This window comes from Streptomyces sp. XM83C (assembly GCF_023072675.1).
Taxonomy (GTDB): Bacteria; Actinomycetota; Actinomycetes; order Streptomycetales; family Streptomycetaceae; genus Streptomyces; species Streptomyces thermocoprophilus.
In genome coordinates this window covers 1-14,119 of sequence record NZ_JALLGL010000166.1, presented here as the reverse complement: position 1 = coordinate 14,119, position 14,119 = coordinate 1, and the positions used below count along the sequence as shown (strand labels likewise).

The window sequence follows — 14,119 nt, the reverse complement described above, 5'->3', positions numbered from 1 at the left end:
CACGTGCCCCGCCCCCGCCCGTAGCACCATGGCTGCATGCTGCTGCACCGGCTCGCCGAAGTGTCCCGGGAGGTCGCGGCCACGGCCGCGCGGAACCGCAAGACCGCGCTGCTGGCGGAGTTGTTCCGGGAGGCGGAAGCGGACGACGTGCCGATCGTGATCCCGTATCTGGCGGGGCGGCTGCCGCAGGGCCGGATCGGGGTGGGCTGGAAGGTGCTGGGGCGTCCGGTGCCGCCGGCGGCGGAGCCCTCGCTCACGGTCCGTGAGGTCGATGCGCGGCTGACCGAGCTTGCCGGGGTGTCCGGCCCGGGTTCGCAGGCCGAGCGGGTCCGGCTCGCCGGGGAGCTGATGAGCGCGGCGACGGAGACGGAGCAGCGTTTTCTGCTGGGTCTGCTCACGGGTGAGGTGCGTCAGGGCGCGCTGGACGCGGTCGCGGTGGAGGGTCTCGCGCAGGCGACCGGCGCGGATCCGGCCGGGGTGCGGCGGGCGGTGATGCTGGCCGGGGGGCTGCAACCAGTCGCCCAGGGTCTGCTGGCGGACGGGCCGGCGGCGCTGGACCGGTTCCGGCTGACCGTGGGCCGTCCGGTGCTGCCGATGCTGGCGCACAGCGCGTCGTCGGTGGACGAGGCCGTGCGGAAGCTGGGTGTGTGCGCGGTGGAGGAGAAGCTGGACGGTATCCGGGTGCAGGTGCACCGGGACGGGGACACGGTACGGATCCACACGCGCACCCTGGACGACATCACGGACCGGCTGCCCGAAGTGTCGGCCGTGGTGCGGGGGCTGGCGGGCCGTCGGTTCATCCTGGACGGGGAGGTGATCTCGTTCGGTGAGGACGGGCGGCCCCGTTCCTTCCAGGAGACGGCGGGGCGGGTCGGGTCCCGCACGGATGTGGCGAGGGCGGCGGCCGAGGTGCCGGTGTCGCCGGTGTTCTTCGACGCGCTGTCGGTGGACGGCCGGGATCTGCTGGATCTGCCGTTCGCCGAGCGGCACACGGTGCTGGCCGGGCTGGTGCCGGAGCCGATGCGGGTGCGGCGGGCGCTCGCTCGGGGGCCGCAGGACATTGCGGAGGCGGAACGGTTCCTCGCCGAGACCCTGGCCCGCGGTCACGAAGGTGTCGTCGTCAAGGCGCTGGACGCGCCCTACAGTGCGGGCCGGCGCGGCGCGTCCTGGCTGAAGGTGAAACCGGTGCACACGCTGGACCTGGTGGTGCTGGCGGCGGAGTGGGGGCACGGGCGGCGCACCGGCCGGCTGTCCAATCTGCATCTGGGTGCCCGCACCGCGGACGGCGGCTGGGCGATGCTCGGCAAGACTTTCAAAGGCATGACCGATGCGATGCTGGCCTGGCAGACGGAGCGTCTGCGGGAGCTGGCCGTCGAGGAGCACCACTGGGGTGTGACCGTGCGGCCGAGGCTCGTCGTGGAGATCGCCTACGACGGTCTGCAACGTTCCACCCGCTACCCGGCGGGGGTGACGCTGCGTTTCGCGCGCGTGCTGCGCTATCGGGAGGACAAGCGCCCGGAGGACGCCGACACGGTGGAGTCGTTGCTCGCGGCGCACCCCGGGGTGCTGCGGTGACGGGGCCCGCGCGCAGCGCCGGGCTGCTGCTGTACCGCCGTACCGGGGAGGGGCTGGAGGTTCTGCTGGGGCACATGGGCGGCCCGTTCTTCGCGCGGCGGGACGCGGGTGCGTGGACCGTGCCCAAGGGCGAGTACGACGCTGATGAGCCGGCGTGGGACGCGGCGCGCCGTGAGTTCCGTGAGGAGCTGGGTCTGGAGCCGCCCGACGGGAGGGCGGTACCGCTCGGTGAGGTCCGGCAGAAGGGCGGCAAGGTCGTCACCGTGTGGGCGGTGGAGGGCGATCTGGATCCGGCGGCGGTGGTGCCGGGCACGTTCCGCATGGAGTGGCCGCCGCGTTCGGGGCGTACGCGGGAGTTCCCGGAGCTGGACCGGGTGGCGTGGTTCGGTCTGGAGCGGGCGCGTGAGGTGATCGTCACGGCGCAGGCCGCGTTTCTGGACCGGCTGGCGGATCACTCGCCCTGAGGACGCACCCGCGTTGCGGTCGGGGACGCCGCGCGCGAAGGTCGAAGCACAGCCCGCTCCCAGGGAGGTCGGTCATGCCCATCGCGACGGTGAACCCGGCGAACGGCGAGACGCTGAAGACGTACGAGGCCATGGGCGAGGAGGAGGTCGAGCGGCGGCTCCAGCTCGCCGAGGCCACCTTTCGCACGTACCGGACGACGGATTTCGCCGAGCGCGCCCGGCTGCTGAACCGGGCCGCGGATCTGCTGGAGGCGGACGAGCGGGACGCCGGGCGGATGCTGACCACCGAGATGGGCAAGCCGGTCAAGCAGGCCCGCGCCGAGGTCCTCAAGTGCGCCAAGGCGATGCGCTGGTACGCGGCGAACGCGGAGGCGCTGCTCGCGGACGAGGAGCCCGCGGAGTCGGATGTGAAGGACTCCGGTGCCTCCCGGGTGCGGGTGCGCTACCGGCCGCTGGGTCCGGTGCTGGCGGTGATGCCGTGGAACTTCCCGCTGTGGCAGGTGGTGCGGTTCGCGGCGCCCGCGCTGATGGCCGGCAACGTCGGGCTGCTGAAGCACGCGTCCAATGTGCCGCAGACGGCGCTGTACCTGGAGGACCTGTTCCATCGTGCGGGCTATGCCGAGGGCTGCTTCCAGACGCTGCTGATCGGCGCGGCTCAGGTCGACGACGTGGTGCGGGACGACCGGGTGAAGGCGGCGACGCTCACCGGCAGCGAGCCGGCCGGGCGGGCCGTGGCCTCCACCGCGGGCGAGATGATCAAGAAGACGGTGCTGGAGCTGGGCGGCAGCGACCCGTATGTGGTGATGCCGTCCGCCGATCTGGACCGTGCGGCGCGGGTCGCGGTGACGGCGCGGGTGCAGAACAACGGCCAGTCCTGTATCGCCGCGAAGCGGTTCATCGTGCACGCCGACGTGTACGACGCGTTCGCGGAGAGGTTCGTCGCCGGGATGAAGGCGCTGAAGGTGGGCGACCCGATGGACGAGGACACCGACGTGGGTCCGCTCGCCAGCGAGCAGGGCCGGGCCGATCTGGAGGAGCTGGTCGACGACGCGGTGCGCAGCGGGGCGACGGCGCTGTGCGGCGGGCACCGGCTGCGCCGGCCGGAGCTGCCGGGCTGGTACTACCCGCCGACGGTGCTGTCCGGCATCACCCGTGAGATGCGCATCCACCGGGAGGAGGCCTTCGGGCCGGTGGCCACGCTGTACCGGGCCGCGGACCTGGACGAGGCGGTGCTGATCGCGAACGACACGCCGTTCGGTCTGAGTTCGAACGTGTGGACGTCGGACGAGGCGGAGGTCGACCGGTTCGTACGGGATCTGGAGGCCGGCAGTGTCTTCGTCAACGGGATGACCGCCTCCCATCCGGCGTTCCCGTTCGGCGGTGTGAAGCGGTCGGGGTACGGGCGTGAGCTGTCCGGGCACGGAATCCGCGAGTTCTGCAACATCACCACGGTTTGGCAGGGTGCGTGAGCGTCTCGCGGTTACGATCGCGGATGTGAACCGCGAAGTGACTCTGCCTCTGATCGTCGATGACCGCGGGACCTTGCAGGTGGCCGCCGCCGACGTGAGCAAGCTGCTGCGGACGCTGGGCGGGCGGTGGCTGCGGCTGGTGGAGAACGGTGAGGACGGGCTCGACGAGGACACCGTCGCGGCCCTGACCATCGAGCTGGCCAAGCTGGCCGACCGGATCGACGTGGCGTGCATCGCGCACAGCAGCGGGGCGCCGTAACGAAAACCGCGTCAGGACCCGTGGCCCCCGGAGCCGGAAGACGGGAGGACCGGAAGACCCGCAGGCCTGCGCGGCCCCTCCTCCGGGCCCCGAGGCCTCGTGCCGAGCGACGAGGCGGCGTGCGATGAGCGAAGAGACGATCACCGAGCAGGTGTCTCCCGTCCGGGCGTCGCCCCTGCCCGGCCCGGACGACACCCTCCGCGCCCCTGCCTCCGCCGACCCGATGCCGGTGCCGGGCCCTGTGGACCGTGTCCCGGTGCCGGGCGGCGACGGCTGGGCCCGGCTGGTCACTCGTACGGACGATGTACGCAGGGTGAGCGGCGGCCCCCGCTTCATCCGTGCCGAGGGGGTGGAGCGGGTACGGGACGTGGCGCGTGCCCTGTACTGCTGCCGGACGCGCTGCTGGACCGGATGCCGGTGCTGGGGCCGGCCGTTCCGGCGCATCGGGTGCCGTTCCGCGAGGACGCTCCGATGAGCGGGCCGGAAGCGCTGCCGGTGACGTGGTGACCTGGCGTTGCCCCCCGCTCCACGACGGGGCGAGGGGGGCGGCTCCGCGGACGTCTTCGCCGCAGGCTCCGCAGACTCTTGCGGCGGTACGGCGTCCCGTCGCCGGTCGCGTTGAGGCACCGCCGGGACCGGCAGCCGCCGTGCGTGCCGCCGGTCCCGGCGACCGGGCCCGGTCGGTGCCTGTTCCGCGTGGCCCCCGCACCGGGGGGCCGGCGCCTTACCGGATCTGCATCCCCGACAGGGTGCGGGCGATGACCAGGCGCTGGATCTCGCTGGTGCCCTCGAAGATCGTGTAGATGGCAGCGTCCCGGTGCATGCGCTCCACCGGGTACTCGCGGGTGTAGCCGTTGCCGCCGAGGATCTGGATCGCCTGGGCGGTGACCTTCTTCGCGGTCTCGCTGGCGAACAGCTTGGACATCGAGCCCTCGGCCGCGGTGAACGGCTTGCCGTTGATCGCCATCCAGGAGGCGCGCCACACCAGCAGGCGGGCGGCGTCGATCTGGGTGCGCATGTCGGCGAGCTGGAAGGCGACGCCCTGGTTGTCGATGATCGGGCGGCCGAACTGCTCACGCGTCTTCGCGTAGTCGAGGGCGACCTCGTACGCGGCGCGGGCGGTGCCGACCGCCATGGCGCCGACGGCGGGGCGGGACGCCTCGAAGGTGGCCATGGCGGCGTTCTTCACGCGCTCACCGCCGGACTTGGCCCGCTCACGGGCGCGGGCCAGGCGCTCGTCCAGCTTCTCCTTCCCGCCGAGCAGGCAGGAGCCCGGGACGCGCACATTGTCGAGGATGACCTCGGCGGTGTGGGAGGCGCGGATGCCGTGCTTCTTGAACTTCTGGCCCTGGGACAGGCCGGGCGTGTTCGGCGGGACGATGAAGGAGGCGTGTCCCTTGGAGCCCAGTTCCGGGTCCACGACGGCGACGACCACATGGACGTTGGCGATCCCGCCGTTGGTCGCCCAGGTCTTGGTGCCGTTGATGACCCACTCGTCCTTGGCCTCGTCGTAGACGGCGCGGGTGCGCATGGAGGCCACATCGGAGCCGGCGTCGGGTTCGGAGGAGCAGAACGCGGCGACCTTGACGTCGTTGACGTCGCCGTACATCTGCGGGATCCAGGTGCCGATCTGCTCCTCGGTGCCGTTGGCGAGGACGCCGACGGCGGCGAGGCCGGTGCCGACGATCGACAGGGCGATGCCCGCGTCGCCCCAGAACAGCTCCTCCATCGCCATGGGGATGCCGAGGCCGGTGGGGTCGAAGTACTGCTGGGCGTAGAAGTCGAGGGAGTAGATGCCGACCTTGGCGGCCTCCTGGATCACCGGCCAGGGGGTCTCCTCGCGCTCGTCCCACTCGGCGGCCGCGGGGCGGATCACATCGGCGGCGAAGCCATGGAGCCAGTCCCGGACTTCCTTCTGTTCGTCGTTCAGCTCCATGGTGAACTCGGCCATGTCCCCTCCAGCGGCGGCACATCTGCATGTTACTTGCGGTAACCGCAGTCTGTTACCGGCTGGTAGGGAAAGTCAACTCCCGATGACTCGTCGGCAGCCCGTTCGAGCTGGTGGGCGCCACGAGTGTTACTTTGCGCTGGCGTCACCGAAACAGCACGGGTGGGGAGAGCACATGGACACCACACAGCGGACCGAGCAGCAGCGGTCCGCCGACCGCCGACGGCGCGAGCTGCTGGAGGCCGCCGACCGGGTGGTGCTGCGCGACGGCCCGCAGGCCTCCATGAACGCCATCGCGGCGGAGGCCGGCATCACCAAGCCGATCCTCTACCGGCACTTCGGAGACAAGGGCGGACTCTACGCGGCCCTCGCCAAACGGCACACGGACGCCCTCCTCGATTCGCTGCGGGCGGCACTGGACGCCCCGGCCGACCGGCGTGAGCGTGTCGAGGCGACCCTGGACACCTATCTCGCCGCGATCGAGGCCCGACCGCAGGTGTACCGGTTCCTGATGCATCCGGCGGACGGCGGCCAGAGCGGCGACCAGGGCTTCGACGTCGGCAAGCACAGCGCACCGCTGCTGCGCCGGATGGGCGAGGAACTGGCGACCGTCATCGAGGAACGCCTCGACCTCGGTCCCGGCGGCCAGCAGCTCGCCCGGGTCTGGGGACACGGCATCGTCGGCATGATGCACGCCGCCGGCGACTGGTGGCTCGGCGAACGGCCCTGCTCCCGCGCCGAGTTGGTGCGCAGCCTCGCCGACCTGCTGTGGGGCCGGCTGGCCGCCGCCGGGGACAAGATGGGCGGCCCCGGCTTCTGAGGACCGGGCACGGCGGGGGCACAGGGCGGTGTGCCACCCCGCCGCCCCGCCTCGCCCGCATCCGGCGCCCGTGCCGGACGCCCGGCTCACCGGCTCCACGAGGCCCGCGCCACCTGCCGCATCAGCCGGCGCCGGCGCCACCCCCGTACCCGGTCCGCGTAGACCCGGCCGTCCAGATGGTCCATCTCGTGCTGAAGGCACCGGGCGAAGAACCCCGTCCCGTGCACGGTGACCGGCTCCCCGGCGACCGTGAAGCCCTCCACCACGGCGTGGTCGAAGCGTTCCGTGCCCGCTTCGAGGCCCGGCAGCGACAGACAGCCCTCCGGGCCGCGCACCACCACGCCGTCCGCCTGCACCAGACGCGGATTCACCACATGTCCGAGATGCCGGACGTCCTCGTCGTCCGGGCAGTCGTACACGAAGACCCGGACCGGCTCGCCGATCTGGTTGGCGGCCAGCCCCACCCCCCGCGCCGCGTACATCGTGGCGAACAAGTCCTCCACCAGCGCCGCCAGTTCCGGACCGTGGCCGGTGACGTCCTCGCAGGCCTGGTGCAGAATCGGGTCGCCGAGCAGGGTGAGGGGCCGGACGCGCCCGCGGGCGCCCGGGATCGGGCCGTGTCGCATGGCGGCAAGGGTACGGTGCCCTCGGCCCCCGCCCGCCGCGCGTGGGACCGTGGTTCGGGAGTGCGAACGGATCTCGATAGGCTGAGGTCCACACCACGTGGCCGTCAGGCTTAGTCGCGGCGCGTACGCAAGGAGGATCGAGAACTGATGGCAGGCAACTCGGACCCGCTCACGCCGCGGGCCAAGCTGGCCGTGACCGCGGGCAAGGCGGTCGCTGCGGCATCGCGCGCCGCCGGACGCGGCAGCGGTTCGGTGATCGGTGGCCGGGTGGCCCTCAAACTCGATCCCGACCTCCTCGGCAAGCTCGCCCAGAACCTGGACGTCGTCCTCGTCTCGGCGACCAACGGCAAGACCACCACCACGCGGCTCATCGCCGAGGCGCTGCGCGCCGCGGGCCCGGTCGTCTCCAACGCGCTCGGCGCCAACATGCCCGCCGGCATCACCTCCGCCCTCGCGGGCGGCTCCGACGCCAAGTTCGGTGTGATCGAGGTCGACGAGAAGTACCTGGCCGGCGTCGCCCGCGACACCGAGCCCAAGTGCATCGCACTGCTCAACCTCTCCCGCGACCAGCTCGACCGCGCCGCCGAGACCCGGATGCTCGCCGAGAACTGGCGCGAGGGCCTCGCAGGCTCCAAGGCCGTCATCGTCGCCAACTGCGACGACCCCCTGGTGGTGTGGGCGGCGTCCTCCTCCCCCAACGTGATCTGGGTCGCCGCCGGGCAGATGTGGAAGGACGACGCCTGGTCCTGCCCGTCCTGCGGCGGTGTGATGCAGCGGCCCGGCGACGACTGGTTCTGCGGCGAGTGCGGCTTCCGCCGCCCCGCACCGAGCTGGGTGCTCAACGGCGACCACGTCCTCGACCCGCACGGCTCCGCCTGGCCGATCCATCTGCAACTGCCCGGCCGCGCCAACAAGGCCAACGCGGCCAGCTCCGCGGCCGTCGCCGCCGTCTTCGGTGTGCCCCCGCAGGTCGCGCTGGAACGCATGTACAGCGTGCAGGCCGTCGCCGGACGCTACGACGTCGTCCAGTTCCAGGGCCGTGACCTGCGGCTGCTGCTGGCGAAGAACCCGGCCGGCTGGCTGGAGACGTTCTCCCTGATCGACCCGCCGCCCGCCCCGGTGATCCTCTCGGTGAACGCGCGCGCCGCCGACGGCACCGACACCTCCTGGCTGTGGGACGTCGACTACACCCGGCTCACCGGCCACCCGATCTTCGTGCTCGGCGACCGCAAGCTCGACCTCGCGGTCCGCCTGGAGGTGGCCGACCAGCACTTCCAGGTCTGCGACAGCCTCGAGCAGGCGGTGCAGATGTGCCCGCCCGGCCGGATCGAGGTCATCGCCAACTACACCGCCTTCCAGGACCTGCGCCGCCGCGTCGGCAACTGACCAACCAGGGGACTTTCGTGAGCGACAACAGCCTGCGGGTCGTGTGGGTCTACCCCGACCTGCTCTCCACCTACGGCGACCAGGGCAACGTCCTCGTCGTCGAGCGCCGCGCCCGGCAGCGCGGCCTGGACGTGGCCCGCCTCGACGTGCGCAGCGACCAGCCGATCCCCACCTCCGGGGACATCTATCTGATCGGCGGCGGCGAGGACCGGCCGCAGCGGCTCGCCGCGGAGCGGCTGCGCCGCGACGGCGGGCTGCACCGGGCCGTCGACAACGGCGCGATCGTCTTCTCCGTCTGCGCCGGCTACCAGATCCTCGGCCACGAGTTCATCAACGACCTCGGCCAGCGCGAGCCCGGCCTCGGCCTGCTCGACGTCGTGTCCGTGCGCGGCGAGGGCGCCCGGTGCGTCGGCGACGTCCTCGCCGACATCGACCCGCGGCTCGGACTGCCGCCGCTGACCGGGTTCGAGAACCACCAGGGCGTCACCCACCTCGGCCCCACCGCCCGCGCCTTCGCCAACGTCCGCTTCGGCAACGGCAACGGCACCGGGGACGGCACGGAAGGCGCGTACAACGGCACCGTCTTCGGCACGTACATGCACGGGCCGGTGCTGGCGCGCAACCCGCAGATCGCGGACCTGCTGCTGAAGCTGGCCCTCGATGTGAACGCGCTGCCGCCGACCGACGACCGCTGGTACGAGGCGCTGCGCAACGAGCGCATCGCCGCCGCGCAGCAGACGGCGTGACACCACCGGCGCGACCCGCGCGCCGGCACCGGACGGGCTCACGTCCGGTTCCGTTCTCCGGCTCGTACCTCCCTCGTACGACCTCCCGCAGGCCCCGGCTCCGGCCGGGGCCTGCGGCGTCAACGGGCGGTCCGCCCGGATCGTGGCGGCCGTCCGGAGGGATTTCGAGGGCCGTCCGAGGGTGTTGCGCGGCGCCGGGAGACGGCCCGTCTGAAAGGGCATCCGCACAGGTGAGCGGGGCAGTCCGACAGGCGGACGCTCGGTGCTGCCCCACCCCCCGATACCGCTAGGGTGGCGGGGATCGAGCCGGACAGCGCGGTCCGGTCCCGGCCCACGTGGAGAAGGTTTTTCGGGCTATGCGCATTGGTGTCCTCACGTCCGGCGGCGACTGCCCCGGCCTGAACGCCGTCATCCGGTCCGTCGTGCACCGCGCCGTGGCCGACCGCGGCGACGAGGTCATCGGTTTCCGGGACGGCTGGAAGGGCCTCCTGGAGTGTGACTACCTCAAGCTCGACCTGGACGCGGTCAGCGGCATCCTCGCCCGAGGCGGCACCATCCTCGGCTCCTCCCGGGTCCAGCCCTCCCATCTGCGCGACGGTGTGGAGCGGGCCAGGGGCCACGTCCGCGACCTCGGCCTGGACGCGATCATCCCGATCGGCGGCGAGGGCACCCTCAAGGCGGCCCGGCTGATGTCCGACGCCGGTCTGCCCGTCGTCGGCGTGCCGAAGACCATCGACAACGACATCGCTGTCACCGACGTCACGTTCGGCTTCGACACGGCCGTCGGTGTCGCGACCGACGCCCTGGACCGGCTGAAGACCACCGCCGAGTCCCACCAGCGGGTCCTCGTCGTCGAGGTCATGGGCCGGCACACCGGCTGGATCGCCCTCCAGTCCGGCATGGCGGCCGGAGCGCACGCCATCGTCGTGCCCGAGCGGCCCTTCGACATCGAGGAACTGGCCCGGCGGGTCGGCGAGCGGTTCTCCGCCGGCAAGCGGTTCGCCATCGTCGTCGCCGCCGAGGGCGCCAAGCCGAAGCCCGGCAGCATGGACTTCGACGAGGGCGGCAAGGACATCTACGGCCACGAGCGGTTCGCCGGCATCGCCCGGCAGCTCTCCGTCGAACTGGAGCGGCGCCTCGGCAAGGAGGCCCGGCCGGTCATCCTCGGGCACGTCCAGCGCGGCGGCACACCGACCGCGTACGACAGGGTCCTCGCCACCCGGTTCGGCTGGCACGCGGTGGAGGCCGTGCACCGGGGCGAGTTCGGGATGATGACGGCGCTGCGCGGCACCGACATCGTCATGGTGTCGCTGGCGGAGGCCGTCGAGACGCTCAAGACCGTTCCGGCAAAGCGGTACGCGGAAGCCGAGTGCGTCCTGTAGGGCGACCCGCTCCCCCGCGCCGGCCGGCCGCCGCGCGCCACCCCCACCCCGGTCACGGACGTGACCGGGGTGCGCCGTAACCTGAGTGCGGACAGACACCGCACAACCCCATGAATCAGGAGCCGGCGGATGGATCACAGCGGGCACGGCACGACCATGGATCTGCCGCCGTTCACGCTGGGGCGAGGCCTTGAGTGGTCCGCGGACCCGTTCTTCCTCGTGGCCTGCCTGCTCGGGCTGGCCCTGTACGGCTGGGGGGTCGTACGGCTGAGGCGGCGCGGCGACAGCTGGCCGGTGTCCCGGACGGTGTCGTACGCCGTCGGCGTGCTCACCATCGGGCTGATGATGTGCACCAAGCTGAACGACTACGGCATGGTCATGTTCAGCGTGCACATGGTGCAGCACATGGTGATCAGCATGCTGTCGCCGATCCTGGTCCTGCTGGGCGCGCCGGTCACGCTGGCGCTGCGCGCGCTGCCGGTGGCGGGGCGCGGCCGCAAGGGGCCGCGGGAGTGGCTGCTGGCGCTGCTGCACAGCCGCTACATGCGCGTCGTCACGCATCCGGCGTTCACGATCCCGATGTTCATCGCGAGCCTGTACGCGCTGTACTTCACGCCGCTGTTCGACTTCCTGATGGGTTCGAGGACGGGGCACGTCGCGATGATGGTGCACTTCCTCGCGGTCGGCGTGGTGTTCTTCTGGCCGATCATCGGCGTCGACCCCGGCCCGCACCGGCCGGGGCATCTGATGCGGATGCTGGAGCTGTTCGCGGGCATGCCGTTCCACGCGTTCTTCGGCATCGCGCTGATGATGGGGTCCACCACGATGGTCGGCACGTTCGAGCATCCGCCGGCGTCGCTCGGTATCGACGCGCTCTCCGACCAGAACGCGGCCGGCGGTATCGCCTGGGCGTTCAGCGAGATCCCGTCCGTGCTCGTGCTGATCGCGCTGCTCTTCCAGTGGTACCGCTCCGAGGAGCGGCAGGCCCGCCGCAAGGACCGTGCCGCGGACCGGGACGGAGACCAGGAGCTGGAGGCCTACAACGCGTATCTGGCCTCGCTGCACGCACGAGGTCGGTGACAGGTCTCGGTGCGCGGGGCCTTCTCGGGGCACCATGGAGGGAGCCGACCTCGAGGAGGGTGTCGCGATGCCCGGATCCACGCCCGGTTCCACCAAGGCCATGGGAGCGATCACCATCGGAGGGCTCGTCGTCGTGACGGCCTACACCGTGGCCCTCGGCAGCAACGGCTGGCTGTGGTTCGGCTGGGTCGTGCTCGGCCTGGTCACCCTGGGGATGATCGCCACCCGTAACGCCTGACCCCGGGGGGCGCGCGTCCGTGGTCAGGAGCCGTCGACACGGCCCGGCGAGTGCACGCCCGGCTGGTACTTCGGCAGCCGGGCGGTGATCTTCATGCCGGCGCCGGGGGCCGTCTCGATGACGAGGCCGTGGTCGTCGCCGTAGACCTGGCGGAGCCGGTCGTCGACGTTGGACAGGCCGATGCCGCCGGACGGGCTGACCTCGCCGGCGAGGATGCGGCGCAGCAGGTCGGGGTCCATGCCGGCGCCATCGTCCTCGATGACGACGAGCGCCTCGGCGCCCGCGTCCTGCGCCGTGATCTGGATATGGCATTTGTCCGTCTTGCCTTCCAGTCCGTGTTTGACGGCGTTCTCCACGAGGGGTTGCAGGCACAGGAACGGCAGGGTGACCGGCAGCACTTCGGGCGCGATCTGGAGGGTGACGGAGAGCCGGTCGCCGAAGCGGGCGCGGACCAGCGCCAGATAGTGGTCGATGGCGTGCAGTTCGTCGGCGAGCGTGGTGAAGTCGCCGTGCCGGCGGAACGAGTAGCGGGTGAAGTCGGCGAACTCCAACAGCAGCTCGCGTGCACGTTCGGGGTCGGTGCGCACGAAGGACGCGATGACCGCGAGCGAGTTGAAGATGAAGTGGGGGCTGATCTGCGCCCGCAGCGCCTTGATCTCGGCCTCGATGAGCCGGGTGCGGGAGTCGTCGAGGTCGGCCAGTTCCAGCTGCACGGACACCCAGCGGGCGACCTCCCCGGCGGCGCGGACCAGCACCGCCGACTCGCGGGGCGCGCACGCCACCAGCGCGCCGTGCACCCGGTCGTCGACGGTGAGGGGGGCGACGACCGCCCAGCGCAGCGGGCAGTCGGGGGTGTCGCAGTGCAGCCGGAACGCCTCGCCGCGGCCGGTCTCCAGCGGCCCGGCGAGGCGCTGGGTGACCTCGTCGCGGTGGTGGGAGCCGATGCCGTCCCACACCAGGACACGCCGGTCGTCGGTGAGGCACAGGGCGTCCGTGCCGAGCAGCGAGCGCAGCCGGCGGGCCGACTTGCGGGCGGTCTCCTCGGTGAGCCCGGCCCGCAGGGGCGGCGCGGCGAGGGACGCGGTGTGCAGGGTCTGGAAGGTGGCGTGCTCGACGGGGGTGCCCAGCTCGCCGGGGGTCTTCGGGCGTGCGGTGCGCCGGCCGAGCCAGAAGCCGGCGCCGAGCAGGGGCAGTACGGCGATGAGCAGCCCGGCGAGGAAGTCGCTCACGGCGCGGTCACCTCCGTGCGTACCTCGGTGCGCAGCTCCTCCGGCAGGTGGAAGCGGGCGAGGATGGCCGCGGTGCCGGCGGGGACGCGTCCCGGTGTGGCCAGGGAGACCAGGATCATGGTGAGGAAGCCCAGCGGCACCGACCACAGGGCGGGCCAGGCGAGCAGGGCGTGGGCGGCGCCCGCGTCGGGGAAGCCGGCCATGGTGGCGGCGACGGCGGCGAACGCGGAGCCGCCGCCGACGAGCATGCCGGCCGCGGCGCCGGGCGGGGTGAGGCGGCGCCACCAGATGCCGAGGACGAGCAGCGGGCAGAACGACGACGCGGACACGGCGAAGGCGAGGCCGACGGCGTCGGCGACGGGCAGCCCGCCGACGAGGATGCTCGCCGCGAGCGGTACGGCCATGGCGATGACGGTGCCGAGCCGGAAGTGCCGTACGCCGCGGGAGGGCAGCACGTCCTGGGTGAGGACACCGGCGACGGCCATGGTGAGCCCGGACGCGGTGGACAGGAACGCCGCGAACGCGCCGCCGGCGATCAACGCCCCGAGCAGGTCGCCGCCGGTGCCGCCGATCATCCGGCCGGGCAGCAGCAGGACGGCGGCGTCGGCGTCGCCGGTGAGGGTGAGTTCGGGGGCGTAGAGCCGGCCGAGGGCGCCGTAGACGGGGGGCAGGAGGTAGAAGGCGCCGATGAGGGCCAGGACGGCGACGGTGGTGCGGCGGGCGGCGACGCCGTGCGGGCTGGTGTAGAAGCGGACGACGACGTGCGGCAGGCCCATGGTGCCGAGGAAGGTGGCGAGGATCAGCCCGTACGTGGCGTACAGCGGGCGTTCCTCGCGGTTCTCGGCGCGGGAGGGTGCGAGGGCGCCGCCGGGGGCGCGGTCGGCGGCGCCCTCGCAC

The 14,119-nt window shown here is 72.3% G+C and carries 15 protein-coding genes; 11 read left to right on the top strand and 4 right to left on the bottom strand.

Going from position 1 to position 14,119, the window contains the following annotated elements:
• Positions 1-36 precede the first annotated feature (36 nt).
• The 5 genes from MTQ10_RS19040 (at position 37) to MTQ10_RS19020 (ending at position 4,242) form a co-directional block, all read left to right on the top strand.
• Positions 37-1,575 carry an ATP-dependent DNA ligase gene (locus MTQ10_RS19040; protein ID WP_247469665.1) on the top strand — a complete coding sequence of 513 codons (1,539 nt, stop codon included), beginning with the start codon at positions 37-39 and terminating at the stop codon, positions 1,573-1,575.
• Positions 1,572-2,039, top strand: coding sequence for an NUDIX domain-containing protein (locus MTQ10_RS19035; RefSeq protein ID WP_247469664.1), 468 nt, complete (start codon positions 1,572-1,574; stop codon positions 2,037-2,039). Before MTQ10_RS19040 ends, MTQ10_RS19035 begins: the two co-directional genes overlap by 4 nt.
• 74 nt (positions 2,040-2,113) lie before the next feature.
• Positions 2,114-3,508 carry an NADP-dependent succinic semialdehyde dehydrogenase gene (locus tag MTQ10_RS19030; protein WP_247469663.1) on the top strand — a complete coding sequence of 465 codons (1,395 nt, stop codon included), beginning with the start codon at positions 2,114-2,116 and terminating at the stop codon, positions 3,506-3,508.
• Positions 3,509-3,533: 25 nt separating this feature from the next.
• A complete protein-coding gene (locus MTQ10_RS19025; protein WP_247469661.1) occupies positions 3,534-3,767 on the top strand; it encodes a DUF6213 family protein in 234 nt (77 codons plus the stop codon).
• 124 nt (positions 3,768-3,891) lie between these two features.
• Positions 3,892-4,242, top strand: a complete 351-nt coding sequence (locus MTQ10_RS19020) for a hypothetical protein (protein WP_247469660.1) — start codon at positions 3,892-3,894, stop codon at positions 4,240-4,242.
• Positions 4,243-4,491: 249 nt separating this feature from the next.
• On the opposite strand, the gene MTQ10_RS19015 is transcribed toward MTQ10_RS19020, so the two are convergent.
• Positions 4,492-5,718, bottom strand: coding sequence for an acyl-CoA dehydrogenase family protein (locus MTQ10_RS19015; RefSeq protein ID WP_247469659.1), 1,227 nt, complete (start codon positions 5,716-5,718; stop codon positions 4,492-4,494).
• A 172-nt stretch (positions 5,719-5,890) separates the two neighbouring features.
• Here MTQ10_RS19015 and MTQ10_RS19010 point away from each other — a divergent pair, with 172 nt between their 5' ends.
• A complete protein-coding gene (locus tag MTQ10_RS19010) occupies positions 5,891-6,535 on the top strand; it encodes a TetR family transcriptional regulator (protein WP_247469651.1) in 645 nt (214 codons plus the stop codon).
• 86 nt (positions 6,536-6,621) lie between these two features.
• Here MTQ10_RS19010 and def read toward each other — a convergent pair whose 3' ends face one another.
• Positions 6,622-7,161, bottom strand: a complete 540-nt coding sequence (gene def, locus MTQ10_RS19005) for a peptide deformylase (RefSeq protein ID WP_247469650.1) — start codon at positions 7,159-7,161, stop codon at positions 6,622-6,624.
• 147 nt (positions 7,162-7,308) lie between these two features.
• On the opposite strand from def, the gene MTQ10_RS19000 reads away from it, so the two are divergent.
• The 5 genes from MTQ10_RS19000 to MTQ10_RS18980 all read left to right on the top strand — a co-directional run bounded on the left by MTQ10_RS19000 (position 7,309) and on the right by MTQ10_RS18980 (position 11,993).
• Entirely contained in the window at positions 7,309-8,547 is a 1,239-nt protein-coding gene (locus MTQ10_RS19000) for a Mur ligase family protein (RefSeq protein ID WP_247469648.1), read from the top strand.
• A 17-nt stretch (positions 8,548-8,564) separates the two neighbouring features.
• The gene (locus MTQ10_RS18995) at positions 8,565-9,293 is read left to right on the top strand and encodes a type 1 glutamine amidotransferase (protein WP_247469646.1); all 729 of its coding nucleotides are present in this window, start codon (positions 8,565-8,567) and stop codon (positions 9,291-9,293) included.
• Between the two features lie 356 nt (positions 9,294-9,649).
• Positions 9,650-10,675, top strand: coding sequence for a 6-phosphofructokinase (locus tag MTQ10_RS18990; protein ID WP_247469645.1), 1,026 nt, complete (start codon positions 9,650-9,652; stop codon positions 10,673-10,675).
• 129 nt (positions 10,676-10,804) lie between these two features.
• Positions 10,805-11,755, top strand: coding sequence for a cytochrome c oxidase assembly protein (locus tag MTQ10_RS18985; protein ID WP_247469643.1), 951 nt, complete (start codon positions 10,805-10,807; stop codon positions 11,753-11,755).
• A 67-nt stretch (positions 11,756-11,822) separates the two neighbouring features.
• Complete coding sequence (locus MTQ10_RS18980) at positions 11,823-11,993, top strand: hypothetical protein (protein ID WP_247469633.1); 171 nt, start codon at positions 11,823-11,825, stop codon at positions 11,991-11,993.
• A gap of 23 nt (positions 11,994-12,016) precedes the next feature.
• Here MTQ10_RS18980 and MTQ10_RS18975 read toward each other — a convergent pair whose 3' ends face one another.
• Together MTQ10_RS18975 and MTQ10_RS18970 are read right to left on the bottom strand one after the other, a co-directional pair.
• Positions 12,017-13,222 (bottom strand): sensor histidine kinase, encoded by a 1,206-nt coding sequence (locus MTQ10_RS18975; protein WP_247469626.1) that lies wholly within the window; start codon positions 13,220-13,222, stop codon positions 12,017-12,019.
• Positions 13,219-14,119 (bottom strand): sodium:solute symporter family transporter (locus MTQ10_RS18970; RefSeq protein WP_441351002.1); only part of this gene is annotated, 901 nt, incomplete at its 5' end. The genes MTQ10_RS18975 and MTQ10_RS18970, both read right to left, overlap by 4 nt.

What these genes read in the sequence shown, in the direction of transcription:
- MTQ10_RS18980 (WP_247469633.1), top strand. Translation starts at nt 11,823, where the DNA reads ATGCCCGGATCCACGCCCGGTTCCACCAAGGCCATGGGAGCGATCACC.
- def (WP_247469650.1), bottom strand. Translation starts at nt 7,161, where the DNA reads ATGCGACACGGCCCGATCCCGGGCGCCCGCGGGCGCGTCCGGCCCCTC.
- MTQ10_RS19000 (WP_247469648.1), top strand. Translation starts at nt 7,309, where the DNA reads ATGGCAGGCAACTCGGACCCGCTCACGCCGCGGGCCAAGCTGGCCGTG.
- MTQ10_RS18985 (WP_247469643.1), top strand. Translation starts at nt 10,805, where the DNA reads ATGGATCACAGCGGGCACGGCACGACCATGGATCTGCCGCCGTTCACG.
- MTQ10_RS19030 (WP_247469663.1), top strand. Translation starts at nt 2,114, where the DNA reads ATGCCCATCGCGACGGTGAACCCGGCGAACGGCGAGACGCTGAAGACG.
- MTQ10_RS19015 (WP_247469659.1), bottom strand. Translation starts at nt 5,718, where the DNA reads ATGGCCGAGTTCACCATGGAGCTGAACGACGAACAGAAGGAAGTCCGG.
- MTQ10_RS18990 (WP_247469645.1), top strand. Translation starts at nt 9,650, where the DNA reads ATGCGCATTGGTGTCCTCACGTCCGGCGGCGACTGCCCCGGCCTGAAC.
- MTQ10_RS19020 (WP_247469660.1), top strand. Translation starts at nt 3,892, where the DNA reads ATGAGCGAAGAGACGATCACCGAGCAGGTGTCTCCCGTCCGGGCGTCG.
- MTQ10_RS19040 (WP_247469665.1), top strand. Translation starts at nt 37, where the DNA reads ATGCTGCTGCACCGGCTCGCCGAAGTGTCCCGGGAGGTCGCGGCCACG.
- MTQ10_RS19010 (WP_247469651.1), top strand. Translation starts at nt 5,891, where the DNA reads ATGGACACCACACAGCGGACCGAGCAGCAGCGGTCCGCCGACCGCCGA.